Origin of the sequence: Bradyrhizobium acaciae (genome assembly GCF_020889785.1) — a bacterium.
GTDB classification, from domain to species: Bacteria; Pseudomonadota; Alphaproteobacteria; order Rhizobiales; family Xanthobacteraceae; genus Bradyrhizobium; species Bradyrhizobium acaciae.
Genome location: NZ_JACMYK010000030.1, coordinates 1 through 17643, shown reverse-complemented (window position 1 = coordinate 17643; position 17643 = coordinate 1). Strand labels below are relative to the sequence as shown.

The window sequence follows — 17643 nt, the reverse complement described above, 5'->3', positions numbered from 1 at the left end:
AGCGCACGCCCCACTCAACGTCCGAGCGGAGCGCGAGGGCCCGGCGCGCATCGCGCCGGGCATGATCGCAAGCGTTACTCGGCTGCCTCGGAGGTCGATGCCGGTCCCACCTTGGAATTGTGCAGGTCGACGTTGAGGCCGAGCGAGCGCATTTCCTTGACCAGCACGTTGAACGACTCCGGAATGCCGGCCTCGAACGTGTCGTCGCCGCGCACGATCGCCTCGTACACCTTGGTACGGCCGGCGACGTCGTCCGACTTCACGGTCAGCATTTCCTGCAGCGTGTAGGCGGCGCCGTAGGCTTCCAGCGCCCAGACCTCCATTTCGCCGAAGCGCTGGCCGCCGAACTGCGCTTTGCCGCCCAGCGGCTGCTGGGTGACGAGCGAGTACGGACCGATCGAACGCGCGTGGATCTTGTCGTCGACGAGATGGTGCAGCTTGAGCATGTAGATGTAGCCCATCGTCACCTTGCGATCGAACTGATCGCCGGTACGGCCGTCATAGACGGTCGACTGGCCGGAGGCGTCGAAGCCCGCGAGCTTCAGCATCTCCTCGATATCGGCTTCCTTGGCGCCGTCGAACACCGGAGTGGCGATCGGAACGCCGTGGCTCAGGTTGCGGCCGAGCTCGATCAGTTCGTTGTCGTTCAGCGACTTGATGGTCTCGTCTTCGCCGTAGATCTTCTTCAGGGTCTCGCGTAGCGGCTTGAGATCCTGCTTGTGATAGTAGGCGTCGATGGTCTGGCCGATGCGCTTGCCGAGGCCGGCGCAGGCCCAACCGAGATGCGTCTCAAGGATCTGACCGACGTTCATGCGCGAAGGCACGCCGAGCGGGTTCAGCACGATGTCCGCATGGGTGCCGTCCTCGAGGAACGGCATGTCCTCGATCGGAACGATCTTGGACACCACGCCCTTGTTGCCGTGACGGCCGGCCATCTTGTCGCCGGGCTGGATCTTGCGCTTCACCGCGACGAAGACCTTTACCATCTTCATCACGCCGGGCGGCAGCTCGTCGCCGCGCTGCAGCTTCTCGACCTTGTCGAGGAAGCGCTGCTCGAGGCCCTTCTTCGACTCGTCGTACTGCTTCCGCATGGCCTCGATCTCGGCCATCAGCTTGTCGTTCGGCGAGGCGAACAGCCACCACTGCGACTTCGGATACTCGTCGAGCACCGCGCGGGTGATCTTGGTATCCTTCTTGAAGCCCTTGGGGCCGGCGATGCCCTGGCGGTTCTCCAGGAGCTCGGCGAGGCGGTTGTAGACGTTGCGATCCAGGATCGCCTGCTCGTCGTCGCGGTCCTTGGCCAGACGCTCGATCTCTTCCCGCTCGATCGCCAGCGCACGCTCGTCCTTGTCGACGCCGTGGCGGTTGAACACGCGGACTTCCACGATGGTGCCCTGCACGCCCGGAGGCACGCGCAGCGAGGTATCGCGGACGTCGGAGGCCTTCTCGCCGAAGATGGCTCGGAGCAGCTTCTCTTCCGGCGTCATCGGGCTCTCGCCCTTCGGCGTGATCTTGCCGACCAGGATGTCGCCAGCGCGAACTTCCGCACCGATGTAGACGATACCGGCTTCGTCGAGGTTCTTCAGCGCTTCTTCCGAAACGTTCGGAATGTCGCGGGTGATTTCCTCAGGCCCGAGCTTGGTGTCGCGGGCCATCACCTCGAACTCCTCGATATGAATCGAGGTGAAGACGTCATCCTTCACGATCCGCTCGGAGAGCAGGATCGAGTCTTCGAAGTTGTAGCCATTCCACGGCATGAACGCGACCAGCACGTTGCGGCCGAGCGCGAGCTCGCCGAGATCGGTCGACGGACCGTCAGCGATGATGTCGCCCTTCTTGACGATGTCGCCCACCTTCACCAGCGGACGCTGGTTGATGCAGGTCGACTGGTTGGAGCGCTGGTACTTCATCAGCCGATAGATATCGACGCCCGACTTGGTCGGATCGAGATCCTCGGTGGCGCGGATCACGACGCGGGTGGCGTCGATCTGGTCGATCACGCCCGAACGGCGCGCGGCAATCGCCGCGCCCGAGTCACGGGCGACCACGCCTTCCATGCCGGTGCCGACGAACGGCGCCTCGGCGCGAACCAACGGCACCGCCTGGCGCTGCATGTTCGAGCCCATCAGCGCGCGGTTGGCGTCGTCGTTCTCGAGGAACGGGATCAGCGCCGCGGCGACCGAAACCAGCTGCTTCGGCGACACGTCCATGTAGTCGACCTTGTCCGGCGTCACCGGCAGCACTTCGCCGGCGTGGCGACAGACCACCAGGTCGTCGGTGAAGCGGCCCTTGGCATCGAGCGGCACGTTGGCCTGCGCGACGCGGTAACGGCCCTCTTCCATCGCCGACAGATAGACCACCTCGTCGGTGACCCGGCTGTCCTTGATCTTGCGATAGGGCGTCTCAACGAAGCCGTACTTGTTGACGCGCGCGAACGTCGCCAGCGAGTTGATCAGGCCGATGTTCGGACCTTCCGGCGTCTCGATCGGGCAGATACGGCCGTAATGCGTCGGATGCACGTCGCGGACTTCGAAGCCGGCACGCTCGCGGGTCAGACCGCCCGGGCCAAGCGCCGACAGGCGCCGCTTGTGGGTGATCTCCGACAGCGGGTTGGTCTGGTCCATGAACTGCGACAGCTGCGAGGAGCCGAAGAACTCGCGCACCGCGGCGGCCGCGGGCTTGGCGTTGATCAGGTCCTGCGGCATCACGGTGTCGATATCGACGCTCGACATGCGCTCCTTGATCGCGCGCTCCATGCGAAGCAGGCCGATCCGGTACTGGTTTTCCATCAGCTCGCCGACCGAGCGCACCCGGCGGTTGCCGAGATGGTCGATGTCGTCGATCTCGCCCTTGCCGTCGCGCAGGTCGACCAGCGTCTTGATGACCGCCAGGATGTCTTCCTTGCGCAGCGTGCGGTGGGTATCGGGTGCATCGAGCTCGAGGCGCATGTTCATCTTGACGCGGCCGACCGCGGAGAGGTCGTAGCGTTCGGCATCGAAGAACAGCGACTGGAACATCGCCTGCGCAGAATCCAGCGTCGGCGGCTCGCCCGGACGCATCACGCGGTAGATGTCGAACAGCGCGTCTTCACGCGTCATGTTCTTGTCGGCCGACAGCGTGTTGCGGATGTAGGCGCCGACATTGACGTGGTCGATGTCGAGCAGCGGCAGGTCCTTGTAGCCCTGCTCGTTCAGCACCTTCATCGACTTCTCGGTGATCTCCTCGCCGGCTTCGGCGTAGATCTCACCGGTCTTCGGGTTGACGAGATCCTCGGCGAGATAGTTGCCGACGAGCTCCTCGTCCGACATGCGGAGCGCCTTGAGGCCCTTTTCCTGCATCTGACGCGCGCTGCGCACGGTCAGCTTCTTGCCGGCCTCGAGCACCACCTTGCCGGTGTCGGCGTCGATCAGGTCGTTGATGGTCGAGTAGCCGCGGAAACGGTTGGCGTCGAACGGCACGCGCCAGCCTTCCTTGGTCCGCTTGTAGGTGATCTTCTTGTAGAAGGTCGACAGGATCTGCTCGCCGTCCAGACCGAGCGCGTACATCAGCGAGGTCACGGGCAGCTTGCGGCGGCGGTCGATGCGCGCGAACACGATGTCCTTGGCGTCGAACTCGATGTCCAGCCAGGAACCGCGATACGGAATCACGCGCGCGGCAAACAGCAGCTTGCCGGACGAATGGGTCTTGCCCTTGTCGTGGTCGAAGAACACGCCGGGCGAACGGTGCATCTGCGAGACGATGACGCGCTCGGTGCCGTTGACGACGAAGGTGCCGTTCATCGTCATGAGCGGAATGTCGCCCATGTAGACGTCCTGCTCCTTGATGTCCTTCACCGACTTGGCGCCGGTTTCCTCGTCGATATCGAACACGATGAGGCGCAGCGTCACCTTGAGCGGCGCAGCGAAGGTCATGCCGCGCTGGCGGCACTCGTCGACGTCATATTTCGGCTGTTCGAACTCGTAGCGGACGAATTCGAGCATCGAGGTTCCGGAGAAATCCGAGATCGGGAACACCGAGCGGAACACCGCCTGCAGGCCCTCATCGAGGCGCCCGCCGGCCGGCTCGTCAACCATCAGGAACTGGTCATAGGATGCCTTCTGAACCTCGATGAGGTTCGGCATCTCGGCGACTTCCTTGATGTGACCGAAAAACTTGCGTACGCGTTTGCGACCGGTGAATGTCTGCTGCGCCATCGTGGCCTCTCATTTTCGTCGCCTTTATGGGGCGAACCTTCCGGGAGCGACTGCCATCGGCCCCGGGTTGAATTTCGAATCGTCCCGAAGGAACGAAGCCCAAGTTCAGGAATTAAATCCTGGTCTCGGCCCCCATTGCCTCCAAAACGCAAAACGACGCGCGGGGCGCATCACTGCACCCGCCCGTCCAAACGCTTCGCTTTACGGACTGAAAAAGCCCGAAATCTGACTGTCTCCCAACGGCTTACACCGGGTGCCCTGCCGCCCCCGCCGCCTACCGTGTTTTTCCGCTGCCAGCCCCATATGGGATGGCAATAAAGGAGATTCGAGGGTTAAGTCCACGCATCCCCACACTTTTTTGTGTCCGCTACGCCCCACGACAACCTGTCGCACGACGCTTGCATGGCCCGGGAGCGCCATTCGGCGCTCCCGGATCGCGCATTACTTGAGCTCGACCTTGGCGCCAGCCTTCTCGAGCTGAGCCTTGATCTTCTCGGCTTCGTCCTTGTTGACGCCTTCCTTGACGGGCTTCGGAGCGCCTTCGACGAGGTCCTTGGCTTCCTTCAGGCCCAGGCCGGTGATGGCGCGGACTTCCTTGATGACTTCGATCTTCTTGTCGCCGGCGGCAGCCAGCACGACGGTGAAGTCGGTCTTTTCTTCAGCCGGAGCAGCGGCACCGCCACCAGCAGCCGGGCCGGCAACCGCAACGGCGGCAGCGGCGGACACGCCCCACTTTTCTTCGAGGAGCTTGGCGAGTTCGGCCGCTTCGAGCACGGTGAGGCTCGAGAGGTCGTCGACGATTTTCTGCAAGTCAGCCATTGTTCAGTTCCTTAAATGTTTGGTTCGAACCAGGTTTGAGATTAGCGAAGGGGTCAGGCCGCTTCGCTCTTTGAGGCATGAGCCTGAATGACGCGTGCGAGCTTGGCCGCGGGCGCGTTGGACAGCTGAGCGAGCTTGGTCGCCGGCGCCACGAGGAGGCCCACGATCTTGCTGCGCAGTTCGTCGAGCGACGGCAGTGAGGCAAGCGCCTTCACGCTGTCGACATTCAGGACGGTTTTACCCATCGAACCGCCGAGGATGACGAACTTCTCGTTCGCCTTGGCGAATTCGACGGCAACCTTTGGCGCCGCAACCGGATCGTTCGAAGTAGCGATCACGGTCGGTCCCTTCAGCAGGGAGCCGATGGCAGCGACGTCAGTGCCATCAAGAGCAATTTTGGCGAGACGGTTCTTCGAGACCTTCACCGACGCGCCCGCCTGCTTCATCTGCATGCGCAGCTTCTGCATCTGGGCCACGGTGAGGCCGGAATAGTGAGCAACGATCGCAACCGACGTGGTCTTGAAGACCTCGTTAAGTTGTTCGACCGACTCTTTTTTTGCCGCTCGTTCCACAGCAAGCTCTTTCCGGTTGGCGGCCTTTCCGCGAAGGCAGGACCGCCGGGTTGCACCCATCGTCCCGCCCTAAACCTGATCCGCAGGGTACAAGACCCTTTGGACATGCCGGGCAAGACGACATCTAGAAGCCTGCCCTCCCAGAGCCTTGCGGCCATGGGCTGTCGAGGTTCGAACCAAACCAGCTCCCCAGCCGCGAACGGGTCGCGACGTGGAGCGCAAAATCCGGTCTTCACCCGTCTATGCAGGCCATGCGATTAAGCCGTTGAAAACACGAAGTTCTCGCGGGCGCCTGCAGTCTTGGACAGGATCGAGGCACTTCAGCATGCTGAAGGCCCCTGCTTTCATTCCTCTGGAGGCGACGGGTCTCCTTCCTTTCGAGCATCCTTGCGGGCATGCGGAAAGGAATGATCTCCTATCATCTCAGGTTTTCGGAATGCGAGCACGGACATGCCAGCAAGTGCCAGCACGCCCGGAAGGCGCTATGTAGCCGGTCCCGCCCTGCTTGCCAAGAGCAAATATTGGACCAGTTTCATATGACAACGGGGAACCGGCTCCGATAGCGGAACCGCCAGCCGTCAGGCGCCACTCACCTTATATGGCAGCGGCTTGCCGGCAAAGAACGCGTCGAGATTGGCGAGCACGCAGTCCTGCATCGCGACGTGCGATTCCAGGGTGTGGCCGCCGAGATGCGGCGACAGCACGACGTTCGGCAGCGCGGTCAGCGCGCCGGGCGCATGTGGTTCCCGGGCGAACACATCGAGGCCGGCGCCGGCGATCACCCCGTCGGTCAGCGCCGCGACCAGCGCCGTCTCGTCGATCACGGAGCCGCGCGAAATGTTGACGACAAATCCGTCGCTGCCGAGCCGGTGCAGGATGTCGGTGTTGATCACGTGGCTGTTGTCGGCCCCGGCACGGACCGCGATCATCAGCACGCTGCACCAATCGACCAGCGCCTCCAGGCTCGGCAAATACTGATACGGCAGGTCGTATCTGGTACGGCTGAAATAGCCGACCTCGGTCTCGAACGCGGCAACGCGGCTCGCGATCTTGCGGCCGATCTCGCCCATGCCGTAGACGCCGATCTTGCGCCCGCGCATGCCGGCCTGCGGCCGCATCATCGGCGACGGCCGTGCGGCGGCCCAGTCGCCGCTCCGGACATAATTGTCGGCGACCGGCAGACGCCGCACCGACGCCAGCATCAAGGTCACGGCCATGTCGGCAACCGAGGCTGCATTGGCACCGGGGCTGTGGCCGACCGCGATCCCGCGCTTTGCGGCGGCGGCGAGATCGACGCCGTCGTAGCCGGTGCCGTAGCAGACGATCGCGCCGAGCTTCGGCAGCATGTCCATGGCATCGGCGCCGAGCGGCGTGCCGCCTGCGGTGATCATGGCGCTGACGTCGGCGAGCTCGGCCGCCGGGAACGCTTCGTCCACCCGCTTGCCGGCCGCGTTCAGGAGCTCATAGCGCTCGCCGAAGCGGATCAGTTGGGCCTTGGGAAAGCGTGAATAGACCAGGACCTTATCGGGCATAGTTGTTGTTTCCTGCGAGCGGCTTCACCCACCAAAACAGGGGTGGCAAAAACAAAGGGCGGAACCGGTTGCCCGATCCCGCCCTTCTTATCTCGTCACAGTCAGAGACCTCAGCCGAGGATCGTGCCCGGCTCGACCTTCACGCCCGGACCCATGGTGGAGGAAACCGCAACGCGCTGGATGTAGGTGCCCTTGGAACCAGCCGGCTTCGCCTTGGAGACCGCGTCGGCCAGCGCCTTGACGTTCTCGACCAGCTTGTCCTCGGAGAACGAGGCCTTGCCGATGCCGGCCTGCACGATGCCGGCCTTCTCGACGCGGAACTCGACCGAACCGCCCTTGGCGCCCTTCACGGCGTTGGCGACGTCCATGGTCACGGTGCCGATCTTCGGGTTCGGCATCATGCCGCGCGGGCCGAGCACCTTACCGAGGCGGCCGACCAGCGGCATCATGTCGGGCGTGGCGATACAACGATCGAAATCGATCGCACCGCCCTGCACCTTCTCGACCAGGTCTTCGGCACCGACGACGTCGGCACCGGCGGCCTTGGCTTCCTCAGCCTTGGCGCCGCGCGCGAACACGCCGACGCGCAGCGTGCGGCCGGTGCCGTTCGGCAGGTTGACGACGCCGCGGACCATCTGGTCGGCGTGACGCGGGTCGACGCCGAGATTGATCGCGATCTCGATCGTCTCGTCGAACTTCGACTTGGCGCGCTCCTTGACCATCTTGATGGCATCCGCGAGCGGATAGAGGTGTTCGCGGTCGACGCCCTCGCGGGCCTTCTTCAAACGCTTTCCGATTGCCATGGCCCGTTACCCCGCAACTTCCAGACCCATCGAACGGGCAGAGCCCTCGACCATCTTCATGGCCGATTCAATGGTGTCGCAATTCAAGTCCTTCATCTTCTTCTCGGCGATCTCGCGCACCTGCGCCTTGGTCACCTTGCCGGCCTTGTCGCGGCCCGGCGCCTTCGAGCCGGACTGGATCTTGGCAGCCTGCTTGAGGAAGAAGGACATCGGGGGGGTCTTCATCTCGAAGGTGAACGAACGATCTGCATAGATCGTGATCACCACCGGAATCGGGGTGTTCTTCTCTTCCTTCTGGGTCTGCGCGTTGAACGCCTTGCAGAACTCCATGATGTTGAGACCGCGCTGACCAAGCGCGGGGCCGATCGGGGGCGAAGGATTCGCCGCACCGGCCGGGACCTGAAGCTTCAGGTATCCGGTCACTTTCTTTGCCATTTATCACTCCTGTTGTGCCGGACGGTGCCGGCGGTTTCAGGTTCCGTGGTTCGGTTGAAGGGGCTGGCGACCGCCTCCTCCCTCCCACGGCCTCTCACTTGACGCGAGGCATATACCCCGCGCCGTCCGGTCAGACCACCTTTTCGACCTGACCGAATTCCAGTTCCACGGGGGTCGCGCGGCCGAAGATCGACACCGCGACCTTCACGCGCGAGCGCGCCTCGTCGATTTCTTCCACCACACCGGAGAACGAGGCGAACGGGCCATCGGCCACGCGCACGTTCTCGCCGATTTCGAACGACACCGACGCCTTCGGGCGCTCCACGCCCTCCTGCACCTGGTGCAGGATCCGCATCGCCTCGGCTTCCGAGATCGGCATCGGCTTGTTTTCCGCGCCGAGGAAGCCGGTCACCTTCGGGGTGTTCTTGATCAGATGAAACGCCTCGTCGGTCAGCTTCATCTTCACCAGCACATAGCCCGGGAAGAACTTGCGCTCGGCGTCGATCTTGCGGCCGCGGCGCACCTCGGTGACCTTCTCGGTCGGCACCAGAATCTGCTCGAACAGCTCTTCCAGCCCGCGCTGCTTGGCCTGCTCGCGGATCGATTCCTGAACCTTCTTCTCGAAGTTCGAATAGGCGTGGACGATGTACCAGCGCTTGTCCATCAATTGGGTGCTCATCAGTGGATGCCCAGTATCAGGGTAATCAGATAGCGGATGATCTGGTCCGCGGCGAAGAAGAAGATCGAGGCCAGTGCCACCATCACGAACACCATGATGGTGGTGATGGTCGTCTCGCGGCGCGTCGGCCAGGTGACCTTGGCGGTCTCCGAGCGCACTTCCTGCAGGAATTTGAACGGGCTGAAAGCCATCGTGAGATCCGCGTCCGTCTCCGGACGATTGCAACGTTTCAAGGAATCCGAACAGCCGACCTTGCGGACCCAGCCCTCGTTTGGAAGGTTGAGCCGATAAACGAGCTCGAATGTTCGGGGAATTAGGCCGCGCCGGATATCCGCCATCAAAGCGGGCCGGCTGCGAGTGGGCGGTATCTACTGCGAGACCGGGCAAACGTCAAGGTCGGCGGGGTCGTGCCCGGCCCCGGGCACGCCCGCGGCAGATCGGAACGGGGCGTCTCGAATCAAGGACTTAGGGCTGGTAGCGCAAGGTCCATGGTCCCCGCCGTCCGCCGCGGCGGCCGGTGGGTCACCCGGCAAAGCTCTTCTGCACCGCCTGATCCAGCGTGGCGCCGCCGACATAGCGCTGGCGCAGCTCGCGCTTGAGCAGCTTGCCGCTCGGGTTCTTCGGCAAGGCATCGACGAAGATGACCCGCTTCGGCACCTTGAAATGAGCCATCGACGCCGCGCAATGCTTGATGACGGCCTCGTCGTCGAGGCTCGCGCCGGCCTTGACCACGACGATCGCGGTCACCGCCTCGATCCAGCGCGGGTCGGGCAGCCCGACCACCGCGACCTCCGACACCGCAGGCAGCCGGTAGATCATCTCCTCGACCTCGCGGCTCGCGACGTTCTCGCCGCCGCTCTTGATCATGTCCTTCACGCGATCGACGACGGTGATGTAGCCGTTGGCATCGACGGTCGCGAGATCGCCGGAATGAAACCAGCCGCCGGCGAACGCCGCCGCCGTCTTGACCGGATCGTTGTAGTAGCCGGACAAGAGATGCGGCGAGCGGTGCACGATCTCACCGACCTCGCCCGCCCCGACGTCGGTCATGTCCGAGTTGACGACCCGCGTCTCGACATTGATCGCAGGCTTGCCGGACGAGCCGGCCCTCGGCAGCTGGTCCTCCGGCGAAAGCACGGTCGCCAGCGGCGCGATCTCGGTCTGGCCGTAGAAATTCCAGAATTTCACATCGGGCAGCCGGCGCTGCAATTCGAGCAGCACCTCGACCGGCATGATCGAGGCGCCGTAATAGCCCTTCCGCAAGGTCGACAGGTCGGTGCGGTCGAACGCCGGCGAGCGCAGCATCGCGATCCAGATCGTCGGCGGCGCGAAGAACGAGTTGATCTTGTGGGCCGCGATCAGTGCCAGGACGTTGTCGGGCACCGGCTTGCCGGTAATGAGACTGGTGGCGCCGAGATAGATCGCGGGCCCCAGGAACACGTCGAGCTGTGCGCAATGATAGAGCGGCAGCGCGTGCAGCACCGTGTCGTCGGTCGCCATGCCGCCGTCGATGACGCAGCTGACATACTGCCACATCACGGCTTCATGGGTGAGGATCGCGCCCTTCGGCAGCGACTCCGTGCCGCTGGTGTAGATGATCTGCGCGGGATCGCGGCTGTCGACGGCCGCATCCGGCGCAGAGGCGTCGCTATGCAGCAGGCTGTCGAACGTCGTGATGCCCTCGGGCGCGGCGGCTGGATCCTCGCCCGGCAGCCAGATCAGGGTTTCGACTGCCGATCCCTTGGCCGCGGCTGCGTGCGCCGTCTCCACGAAGTCGGGACCGACCGCGAGCAGCTTCGCGCCGGAATTGGCGAGGATGAAATTGATCTCGTCGGGATTGAGCATGAAGTTGATCGGCACCAGGATCGCGCCGATCCGGGCCACCGCAAAGCGTAGCGCGGCGAACCCATGCGAATTGCGTGACAGCACCGCGACGCGATCGCCCTTCGCAACACCAAGCGCCAACAAGCCGCGTCCGAGCTGATTGCAGATCGCGTCCATCTCCGCAAAGGTCCAGCTCACCTCGCCGCAGATCAGCGCGGTCTTGTCGGGGTAGCGCTTCGCAGACCGGCGCAACAAATCGCCGATGCTGTGCTCACGCGCGCGCTGGATGGTTGCTGCGATGTCTCCGCTCATATGTCCCTCCCGAATGTGCTTCTTGTCGTTGTCTTGTTGTCGCCGCGCCGTCGCTACTGCCGGGCGGCGTAGGCGTGTTCCATGTAGGTGTGCTCGACCGAGCGATCGAGCGAGGCGATCTTCTCAAAGCCGCGGCGCCAGTCCTGCAGATGCCGCCGCGTCCACAGCACGCCGGCCTCCTTGTCGCGCCGCCTGATCGCATCGAGGATGTGGCGATGCGCCTCGACGAGGCGCGCGCCGCCCTCCGGCACACCGCCGACGATCATCTCGGTGGTCGGAAAGAACAGTTGCGCGGCCGGCTCGCGGGCGAGCTGCAGCACGCGGTTCTGCGAGGCCTTGGCCATCAGCACGTGGAATTCCGCGTCGAGCTCGGCGAGATCGGCGGGATTGCCGACGACATCAGCGCTGCGCGCGAGATTGCCGGCGAGCTCGGCGATGTTCTCCTCGGTCGCGCGCTCCACCGCGCCCTCGACGCTCGCGATCTCCAGCGTCATCGAGGTCTCGAACAATTCGCGGAAGGTCACCTCGTGCAGGATCAGCGCACGCGACAGCCTTGTGGCGAGCTTGTTGTAGCGCGGCAGGCAGGCCTGCAGGCGGCGGCTGGAATCGCGGCGGATCAGCCCGCCCTCCTCGAGCACGCGAATGCCTTCACGCACGGTCGAGCGGTTGACGCCGAACTGCGCGACGAGCTGCTGCTCCGTGCCGATCGGCTCACCCGGCTTGATCCGGCCGTTGATGATTTCCCGTTCGATCGCGTCGGCGACCTTCTGGTAGGCCGGCGCAACGTCGATGCGCCGAAACAGCGGTGTGGCGGCCACCTTTGGCTCCGGATTGTCGTTTGTCCGACAAAGTGTAGGCGAAGGCTATTGGAGCGTCAAATGCCCCTTCTTTGGCCGGATTGTCGCACCCAGCCGGCCAGAATTGACACCGGAACCGGGCAAATCTAGCTTTGTCGGACAAACCGATAAGAACACCGCCTTGGGGAGGCACATCACCATGAAATCCATCGTCACAACTCTGTCCGCTGCCGGCCTGATCGCAGCAATGCTGGCAGGGCCCGCGCTCGCACAACAGACGCCGCTCAAGATCGGCGTACTGACCGATTTCCAGTCGGTCTATGCGGATATCGGCGGCGCCGGGAACGTCGAAGCCACCAAGATGGCGATCGAGGAGTTCGGCGGGTCCATGTTCGGCAAGCCGATCGAGCTCGTCACCGCCGACGCCCTCAACAAGGCCGACGTCGCCGCGACCATCACCCGCAAATGGTACGAGGCGGAGAACGTCGACATGATCATCGACATGCCGACCTCGGCGACCGCGCTCGCCGGCATGGAGATGTCGAAGCAGTTCGAGAAGATCATGATCGTGACGGATGCGGCGAGCTCCGACATCACCGGCAAGTCCTGCTCGCCCTACACGCTGCACTGGACCTACGACACCTATGCCAACGCCCACACCGTCGGCAGGGCGATCGTGAAGAACGGCGGCGACAGCTGGTTCTTCATCACCGCAGACTATCTGTTCGGCCACTCGATCGAGCGCGACACCGGCGACGTGGTCCGCGCCGCCGGCGGCAAGGTGCTCGGCAGCGCGCGGCATCCGCTCAACACGCCGGACTTCTCATCATTCCTGCTGAAGGCCCAGGCTTCGAAGGCCAAGATCATCGGCATGGCCAACGGCGGCGCCGACACCATCAACACCATCAAGCAGGCTTCCGAATTCGGCATCGTCGCGGGCGGGCAGAACCTCGCCGGCATCGTGATGTTCATCTCCGACATTCACAGCCTCGGGCTGAGGCTCGCGCAGGGCCTGATCATCACCGAGGCCTACTACTGGGATCTCAACGACCGCACCCGCGCCTTCGGCAAGCGCTTCTTCGAGCGCATGAAGCGGATGCCGACGATGAACCAGGCCGCGACCTACAGCGCCACCCTGCACTACCTCAACGCGGTGAAGGCCGCCGGCACCAAGGACACCAAGCCGGTGCTGGCGAAAATGCGCGCGACCCCGGTCCGCGACGCGTTCACCGACAACGGCGTGGTGCGCGAAGACGGCCGCATGGTGCACTCGATGTTCCTGTTCGAGGTCAAGAAGCCCGAGGAATCGAAGGCGCCGTGGGATTACTACAAGGTGCTCGCCGAGGTGTCCGGCGACCAGGCGTTCCGGCCGCTGAAGGACGGCGGCTGCCCGTTGATCAAGTAGCCGAAATGATCATGGCCGGGGTCCAGGACTTCGGGTCCAAGACCTCGGCCAAGGCATTCAAATTGTTAGCTAAAAGCTGGCAGGAGTGGCAGGGCTCGAACCTGCGACCCCCGGTTTTGGAGACCGGTGCTCTACCAATTGAGCTACACTCCTGCAGGGAACCGGCGTCGCCGCCGGTTCGCGCCGTTTCAAGCACAGGGCATGGCCGGTTTGCAAGGGCGAAGCGGTGAAGCTTCTGTTCATTGCAAAACTTCTGCGCCAGACTTCGGCGATCACCCCATGACGGCACCCCGCCGCAAGAATCAAGAACCAGGGAGAGACCATGAACGCCCAGACCGCCACCAAGCACGCCGCGAGCCAGACCACCCCGTCCCTCCCGCTCGCCAAACCCGAATCGGTCGGGCTGTCGAGCACGCGGCTGCAGGCGATGTCCGACACCTTCAAGCGCGAGGTCGACAAGGGAACCGCACCCGGCTTCACGGTGCTGGTGGCGCGGCGCGGCCAGATCGGCTGGTTCGACGCGATCGGCCGGCAAGGCCCGACCGCATCTGCGCCGATGACCCATGACTCGATCTTCCGCATCTTCTCGATGACCAAGCCGATCGTCTCGGTCGGCATCATGCAGCTGCTCGAGGACGGCCACTTCCTGCTCGACGACCCCGTCGCGAAGTTCATCCCCGAATTCGCCGGGACCAAGGTCGGCGTCGAACGCGACGGCAAGCTCGAGCTGGTGGCGGCCCAGCGGCAGATGACGATCCAGGACCTGCTGCGCCACACGTCGGGTTTGACGTATGACCACACCGGCAACGGCCCGGTGCAGCAGCTCTACCAGCAATCGCGGCTGCGCAGCCGCAAGATCACCAATGCCGAGCACGCCACCATGCTCGCCGGCATGCCGCTGGTCTGCCAGCCCGGCGCCGAGTGGAACTACAGCCGCTCCACCGACATCCTCGGCCGCATCATCGAAGTCGTCAGCGGCCAGACGCTCGGCGCGTTCCTCACTGAGCGCATCCTCTCGCCGCTGCAAATGAACGAGACCGCGTTCCACACCGGGGAAGCCAATGCCGGCCGGCTTGCGGAAGCCTTTGCCAACGATCCCTGGACCAACGAGAAGGTGCATCTGTTCAACATGCTGGAGAAGCCGGCGATGGAATCAGGCGGCGGCGGACTGGTTTCGACCACGATGGACTATGCCCGCTTCGCGCAGATGCTGCTCAATGGCGGCGCTCTCGACGGCACCAGGATCATCGGCCGCAAGACGCTTGCCTTCATGGCCTCCGATCACCTCGGTGCCGGCGTCAAGGTGCAGGGCACGCTGGTGTCACCCGGCCACAGCTTCGGCCTCGGCTTCGCCGTGCGCATGCAGCAGGGTGTCGCGCCGTTCACCGGGTCGGTCGGCCAGTATTTTTGGAGCGGCATGGCCGGCACGTTCTTCTGGATCGATCCGAGCGAAGACCTGATCGCGGTCTTCATGATGCAGGGTCCCGGCCAGCGCGAATACACCCGCTCGCTGGTGAGGAACGGGGTGTATGCGGCGGTGGAGTGAGGCCAGCACTCCCCGCACCTCACCCTAGGCTGTCATCGCCCGGCTCGACCGGGCGATCCAGTACGCCGCGACCTCTCGGCTCAAGCACTACTGCCTCTGGAATACTGGATCACCCGCTTTCGCGGGTGATGACAGATGAGTTTGTGGCGCGCTTTACGCACCAACGCCGCTGACGTCAGCTGATCGTCGCGCCGCCGTCGATCACGACCGTCTGGCCGGTCATGAAGTCGCCGGCCCGCGAGCCCATGAACACGGCTGCGCCCGCGATCTCGTCCGGCACGCCGATCCGCAGCAGCGGCGAGCGCGCGGTCGAGGCCTTCAGATTGTCCGGATTGTCCCACAGCGCCTTGGCGAAGTCGGTCTTGATCAGGCCCGGCGCGATGCAGTTCACGCGGATATTGTGCTTGCCGTACTCGCAAGCCAGGTTGCGCGCGAGCTGCATGTCGGCGGCCTTGGAGATCGCGTAAGCGCCGAGGATGGTCGAGCCCTTCAGGCCGCCGATCGAAGACACGATGATGATCGAGCCGTCCTTGCGCTCGATCATCTGCGGCACCACCATCGAGATCAGCCAGTTGTTGGCGACGATGTTGTTGTCGAGGATCTTGCGGAACTGATCGTCGGAGATGCCGGCGAGCGGACCGTAATACGGATTCGACGCCGCATTGCAGACCAGCACGTCGATCTTGCCGAAGGCGCGGTTGCTCTCGTCGATCAGGTTCTGCAGGTTTTCCTTCGACGAGATGTTCGCGGCGATGGCAACCGCGGTGCCCTTGCCGTAGCTGTCGTTGATTTCCTTGGCGACCTGGTCGCAGACATCAGCCTTGCGCGAGGAGATCACGACCTTGGCGCCGTGTTCGGCCATCCGCTCGGCGATCGCGCGCCCGATGCCGCGCGTCGAGCCGGTGATGACGGCAACTTTTCCCTTCATGTCGAACAAGGTCATGGTTTTCTCCCTGATGGTAAGGTGTTTGAATTCTGTGTTGAGCTTAGGCAGCGTTGTCGTGTTGCGATAGCAGCAATCACGCAAGCTTGCTCGCCGGCCTGACTTCGGGTCCGGACGGCTGGTGCATCGCGGCGTGCCGGGGATCGGCGATCCAGGGCTGCTGGTTCACCATCGGCAGCCGCCACATCGACAGGTTGGGCGCCGCGATGTGATCGAGCCGCGTCACCGAGACATTGTCGATATCAAACGACAGACCCCGATCCGGCTGGCCGCCGAGTGCGAGACCGACCGCGGCCCTGATCACGCCACCGTGGCCGACCGCGATGATGTCCCTGCCGGCCTCCGCGGCGGTGATCCGCACGATTGTGCGGCAGACGCGGGTGTAGAGATCCATGAAACTCTCGCCGCCGGGCGCAGGCTCGTTGACATCGGCGAACCACATGCTGCCGGGCGGGCGGCTGGCGAGAAATGCGGCGCGGTTCATGCCCTGCCACCGGCCGAGATGCAGCTCGGCGAAGTCGCGCTCCTGCGTCATGCCTTCGGGCTTCGGATAGCCGGCGGCCCAGATCGCATCCGCGGTCTTGTGCGTGCGCTTCAGATTGCTCGAATACCACACGGCGTTGCGCGGCAGCATCTTGGCGACCGCCTCGAACACTTCGACGTCGCCGGTGTCGCAGTCGATATCCTCCTGCCCGTAGATGTTGCCGCCGTCGCTGCGCACCGGCGCATGACGAACCCACCACCACCGGGTCACCGTCACGTGAGGCTTCTCTGGATTGGACATCGGATGAGCCCTTCAATAGTGTCCCGTCACGCTGTACGTCACGCCGCACATCGTCTCAAGTGCTTCTGACGTTTGAAATTTTGTTTGAATTCCGTCGCGCGGCAAGTGTGTCACGGATCATATGAACAGGGAGAAACTCATGGGCCGCCTCGAAGGCAAATCCGTCATCATCACTGGCGCAGGCAGCGGCATCGGCCGTGCGGCGTCGCTGCTGTTCACCAAGGAAGGCGCCAAGCTGATCGCGGTCGATCGCAGCGACGGCGTCAACGAAACCGCCAGGCTGGTGCGCGATGCCGGCGGCACCGTCGAAGCCGTCACCGCCGATGCCGGATCGGAGAGCGACGTGAAGGCCTTCATCGAGAAGGCGGTTTCGAAGTACGGCAAGCTCGATGCGATCTGGGCCAATGCCGGCGTCAGCGGCGGCCTCGTGCCGCTCGCCGACCAGACTCCGGAACATTGGCAGGAGGTGCTGCGCGTCAATCTGATCGGCCCGTTCCTCGCGATCAAGCATTCGATCCCGCACATGACCAGGCAGGGATCCGGCTCGATCGTCTGCACCGCATCGGTCGCGGGCCTGAAGTCCGGCGCCAGCGGACATCCCTACGGCGCGAGCAAGGCCGGCGTCATCAGCCTGGTGCAGACCACCGCCTACTCGCTCTCCGGCACCGGCGTGCGCATCAATGCGGTCTGCCCGGGCCTGATCGAAACCGGCATGACCAAGCCGGTGTTCGACCGTGCCAAGGAGCGCGGCACCCAGGACAAGATCGGCCAGCTCAATCCGCTGAAGCGCCCCGGCCAGCCGCACGAGCTCGCAGCAATGGGATTGTTCCTGGTGAGCGACGAGGCGTCCTATGTCAACGGCCAGGCCATCCCCGTCGACGGCGGCCTCACCGCATCGATGCCGTATACGGGCAAGCCGATTTAGCAACGGTATCCTCCGGTGGTCATCCCAACGACGGGCCGGATGACTCTACATTCACGACGTCGTCCCGGCGAAAG

The 17643-nt window shown here is 63.9% G+C and carries 15 protein-coding genes and 1 tRNA gene; 3 read left to right on the top strand and 13 right to left on the bottom strand.

The features are described from left to right. Positions 1–74: 74 nt before the first annotated feature. The 10 genes from rpoB to H8A92_RS14835 all read right to left on the bottom strand — a co-directional run bounded on the left by rpoB (position 75) and on the right by H8A92_RS14835 (position 11987). A complete protein-coding gene (gene rpoB, locus H8A92_RS14880; protein ID WP_163150611.1) occupies positions 75–4193 on the bottom strand; it encodes a DNA-directed RNA polymerase subunit beta in 4119 nt (1372 codons plus the stop codon). Positions 4194–4634: 441 nt separating this feature from the next. After that, on the bottom strand, positions 4635–5012 hold the full coding sequence (gene rplL / locus H8A92_RS14875; protein ID WP_229196508.1) for a 50S ribosomal protein L7/L12: 378 nt from the start codon (positions 5010–5012) through the stop codon (positions 4635–4637). A 53-nt stretch (positions 5013–5065) separates the two neighbouring features. Then, on the bottom strand, positions 5066–5584 hold the full coding sequence (gene rplJ, locus H8A92_RS14870) for a 50S ribosomal protein L10 (RefSeq protein ID WP_163150613.1): 519 nt from the start codon (positions 5582–5584) through the stop codon (positions 5066–5068). 578 nt (positions 5585–6162) lie between these two features. Beyond that, a complete protein-coding gene (locus tag H8A92_RS14865; protein ID WP_229196507.1) occupies positions 6163–7116 on the bottom strand; it encodes a 2-hydroxyacid dehydrogenase in 954 nt (317 codons plus the stop codon). 110 nt (positions 7117–7226) lie between these two features. Then, positions 7227–7919: a 50S ribosomal protein L1 gene (gene rplA / locus H8A92_RS14860; protein WP_229196506.1), complete on the bottom strand. Its 693-nt coding sequence runs from the start codon at positions 7917–7919 to the stop codon at positions 7227–7229. Positions 7920–7925: 6 nt separating this feature from the next. Beyond that, the gene (gene rplK, locus H8A92_RS14855) at positions 7926–8354 is read right to left on the bottom strand and encodes a 50S ribosomal protein L11 (protein WP_008136439.1); all 429 of its coding nucleotides are present in this window, start codon (positions 8352–8354) and stop codon (positions 7926–7928) included. A 130-nt stretch (positions 8355–8484) separates the two neighbouring features. Then, on the bottom strand, positions 8485–9018 hold the full coding sequence (gene nusG, locus H8A92_RS14850; protein WP_021081670.1) for a transcription termination/antitermination protein NusG: 534 nt from the start codon (positions 9016–9018) through the stop codon (positions 8485–8487). Between the two features lie 14 nt (positions 9019–9032). Continuing rightward, positions 9033–9224, bottom strand: coding sequence for a preprotein translocase subunit SecE (gene secE, locus H8A92_RS14845; RefSeq protein ID WP_016840554.1), 192 nt, complete (start codon positions 9222–9224; stop codon positions 9033–9035). 331 nt (positions 9225–9555) lie between these two features. After that, positions 9556–11169 carry an acyl-CoA synthetase gene (locus H8A92_RS14840; RefSeq protein ID WP_229196505.1) on the bottom strand — a complete coding sequence of 538 codons (1614 nt, stop codon included), beginning with the start codon at positions 11167–11169 and terminating at the stop codon, positions 9556–9558. A gap of 53 nt (positions 11170–11222) precedes the next feature. Then, positions 11223–11987 carry a FadR/GntR family transcriptional regulator gene (locus tag H8A92_RS14835; protein ID WP_229196504.1) on the bottom strand — a complete coding sequence of 255 codons (765 nt, stop codon included), beginning with the start codon at positions 11985–11987 and terminating at the stop codon, positions 11223–11225. 178 nt (positions 11988–12165) lie between these two features. Between H8A92_RS14835 and H8A92_RS14830 the strand changes: the two genes are divergently transcribed. Further along, positions 12166–13371: an ABC transporter substrate-binding protein gene (locus H8A92_RS14830; protein WP_229196503.1), complete on the top strand. Its 1206-nt coding sequence runs from the start codon at positions 12166–12168 to the stop codon at positions 13369–13371. A gap of 77 nt (positions 13372–13448) precedes the next feature. Here H8A92_RS14830 and H8A92_RS14825 read toward each other — a convergent pair. Beyond that, a tRNA-Trp gene (locus H8A92_RS14825) sits at positions 13449–13524 on the bottom strand. A gap of 169 nt (positions 13525–13693) precedes the next feature. Between H8A92_RS14825 and H8A92_RS14820 the strand changes: the two genes are divergently transcribed. Further along, a complete protein-coding gene (locus H8A92_RS14820) occupies positions 13694–14917 on the top strand; it encodes a serine hydrolase domain-containing protein (RefSeq protein WP_229196502.1) in 1224 nt (407 codons plus the stop codon). 175 nt (positions 14918–15092) lie between these two features. Here the strand turns inward: H8A92_RS14820 and H8A92_RS14815 are convergent, their stop codons facing one another. Together H8A92_RS14815 and H8A92_RS14810 are read right to left on the bottom strand one after the other, a co-directional pair. Further along, on the bottom strand, positions 15093–15860 hold the full coding sequence (locus H8A92_RS14815) for an SDR family NAD(P)-dependent oxidoreductase (protein WP_163150628.1): 768 nt from the start codon (positions 15858–15860) through the stop codon (positions 15093–15095). A gap of 76 nt (positions 15861–15936) precedes the next feature. Beyond that, on the bottom strand, positions 15937–16644 hold the full coding sequence (locus H8A92_RS14810) for a histidine phosphatase family protein (protein WP_229196501.1): 708 nt from the start codon (positions 16642–16644) through the stop codon (positions 15937–15939). A 139-nt stretch (positions 16645–16783) separates the two neighbouring features. Here H8A92_RS14810 and H8A92_RS14805 point away from each other — a divergent pair, with 139 nt between their 5' ends. Continuing rightward, positions 16784–17569, top strand: coding sequence for an SDR family NAD(P)-dependent oxidoreductase (locus H8A92_RS14805; protein ID WP_229196500.1), 786 nt, complete (start codon positions 16784–16786; stop codon positions 17567–17569). The last annotated feature ends 74 nt before the right edge of the window (positions 17570–17643 follow it).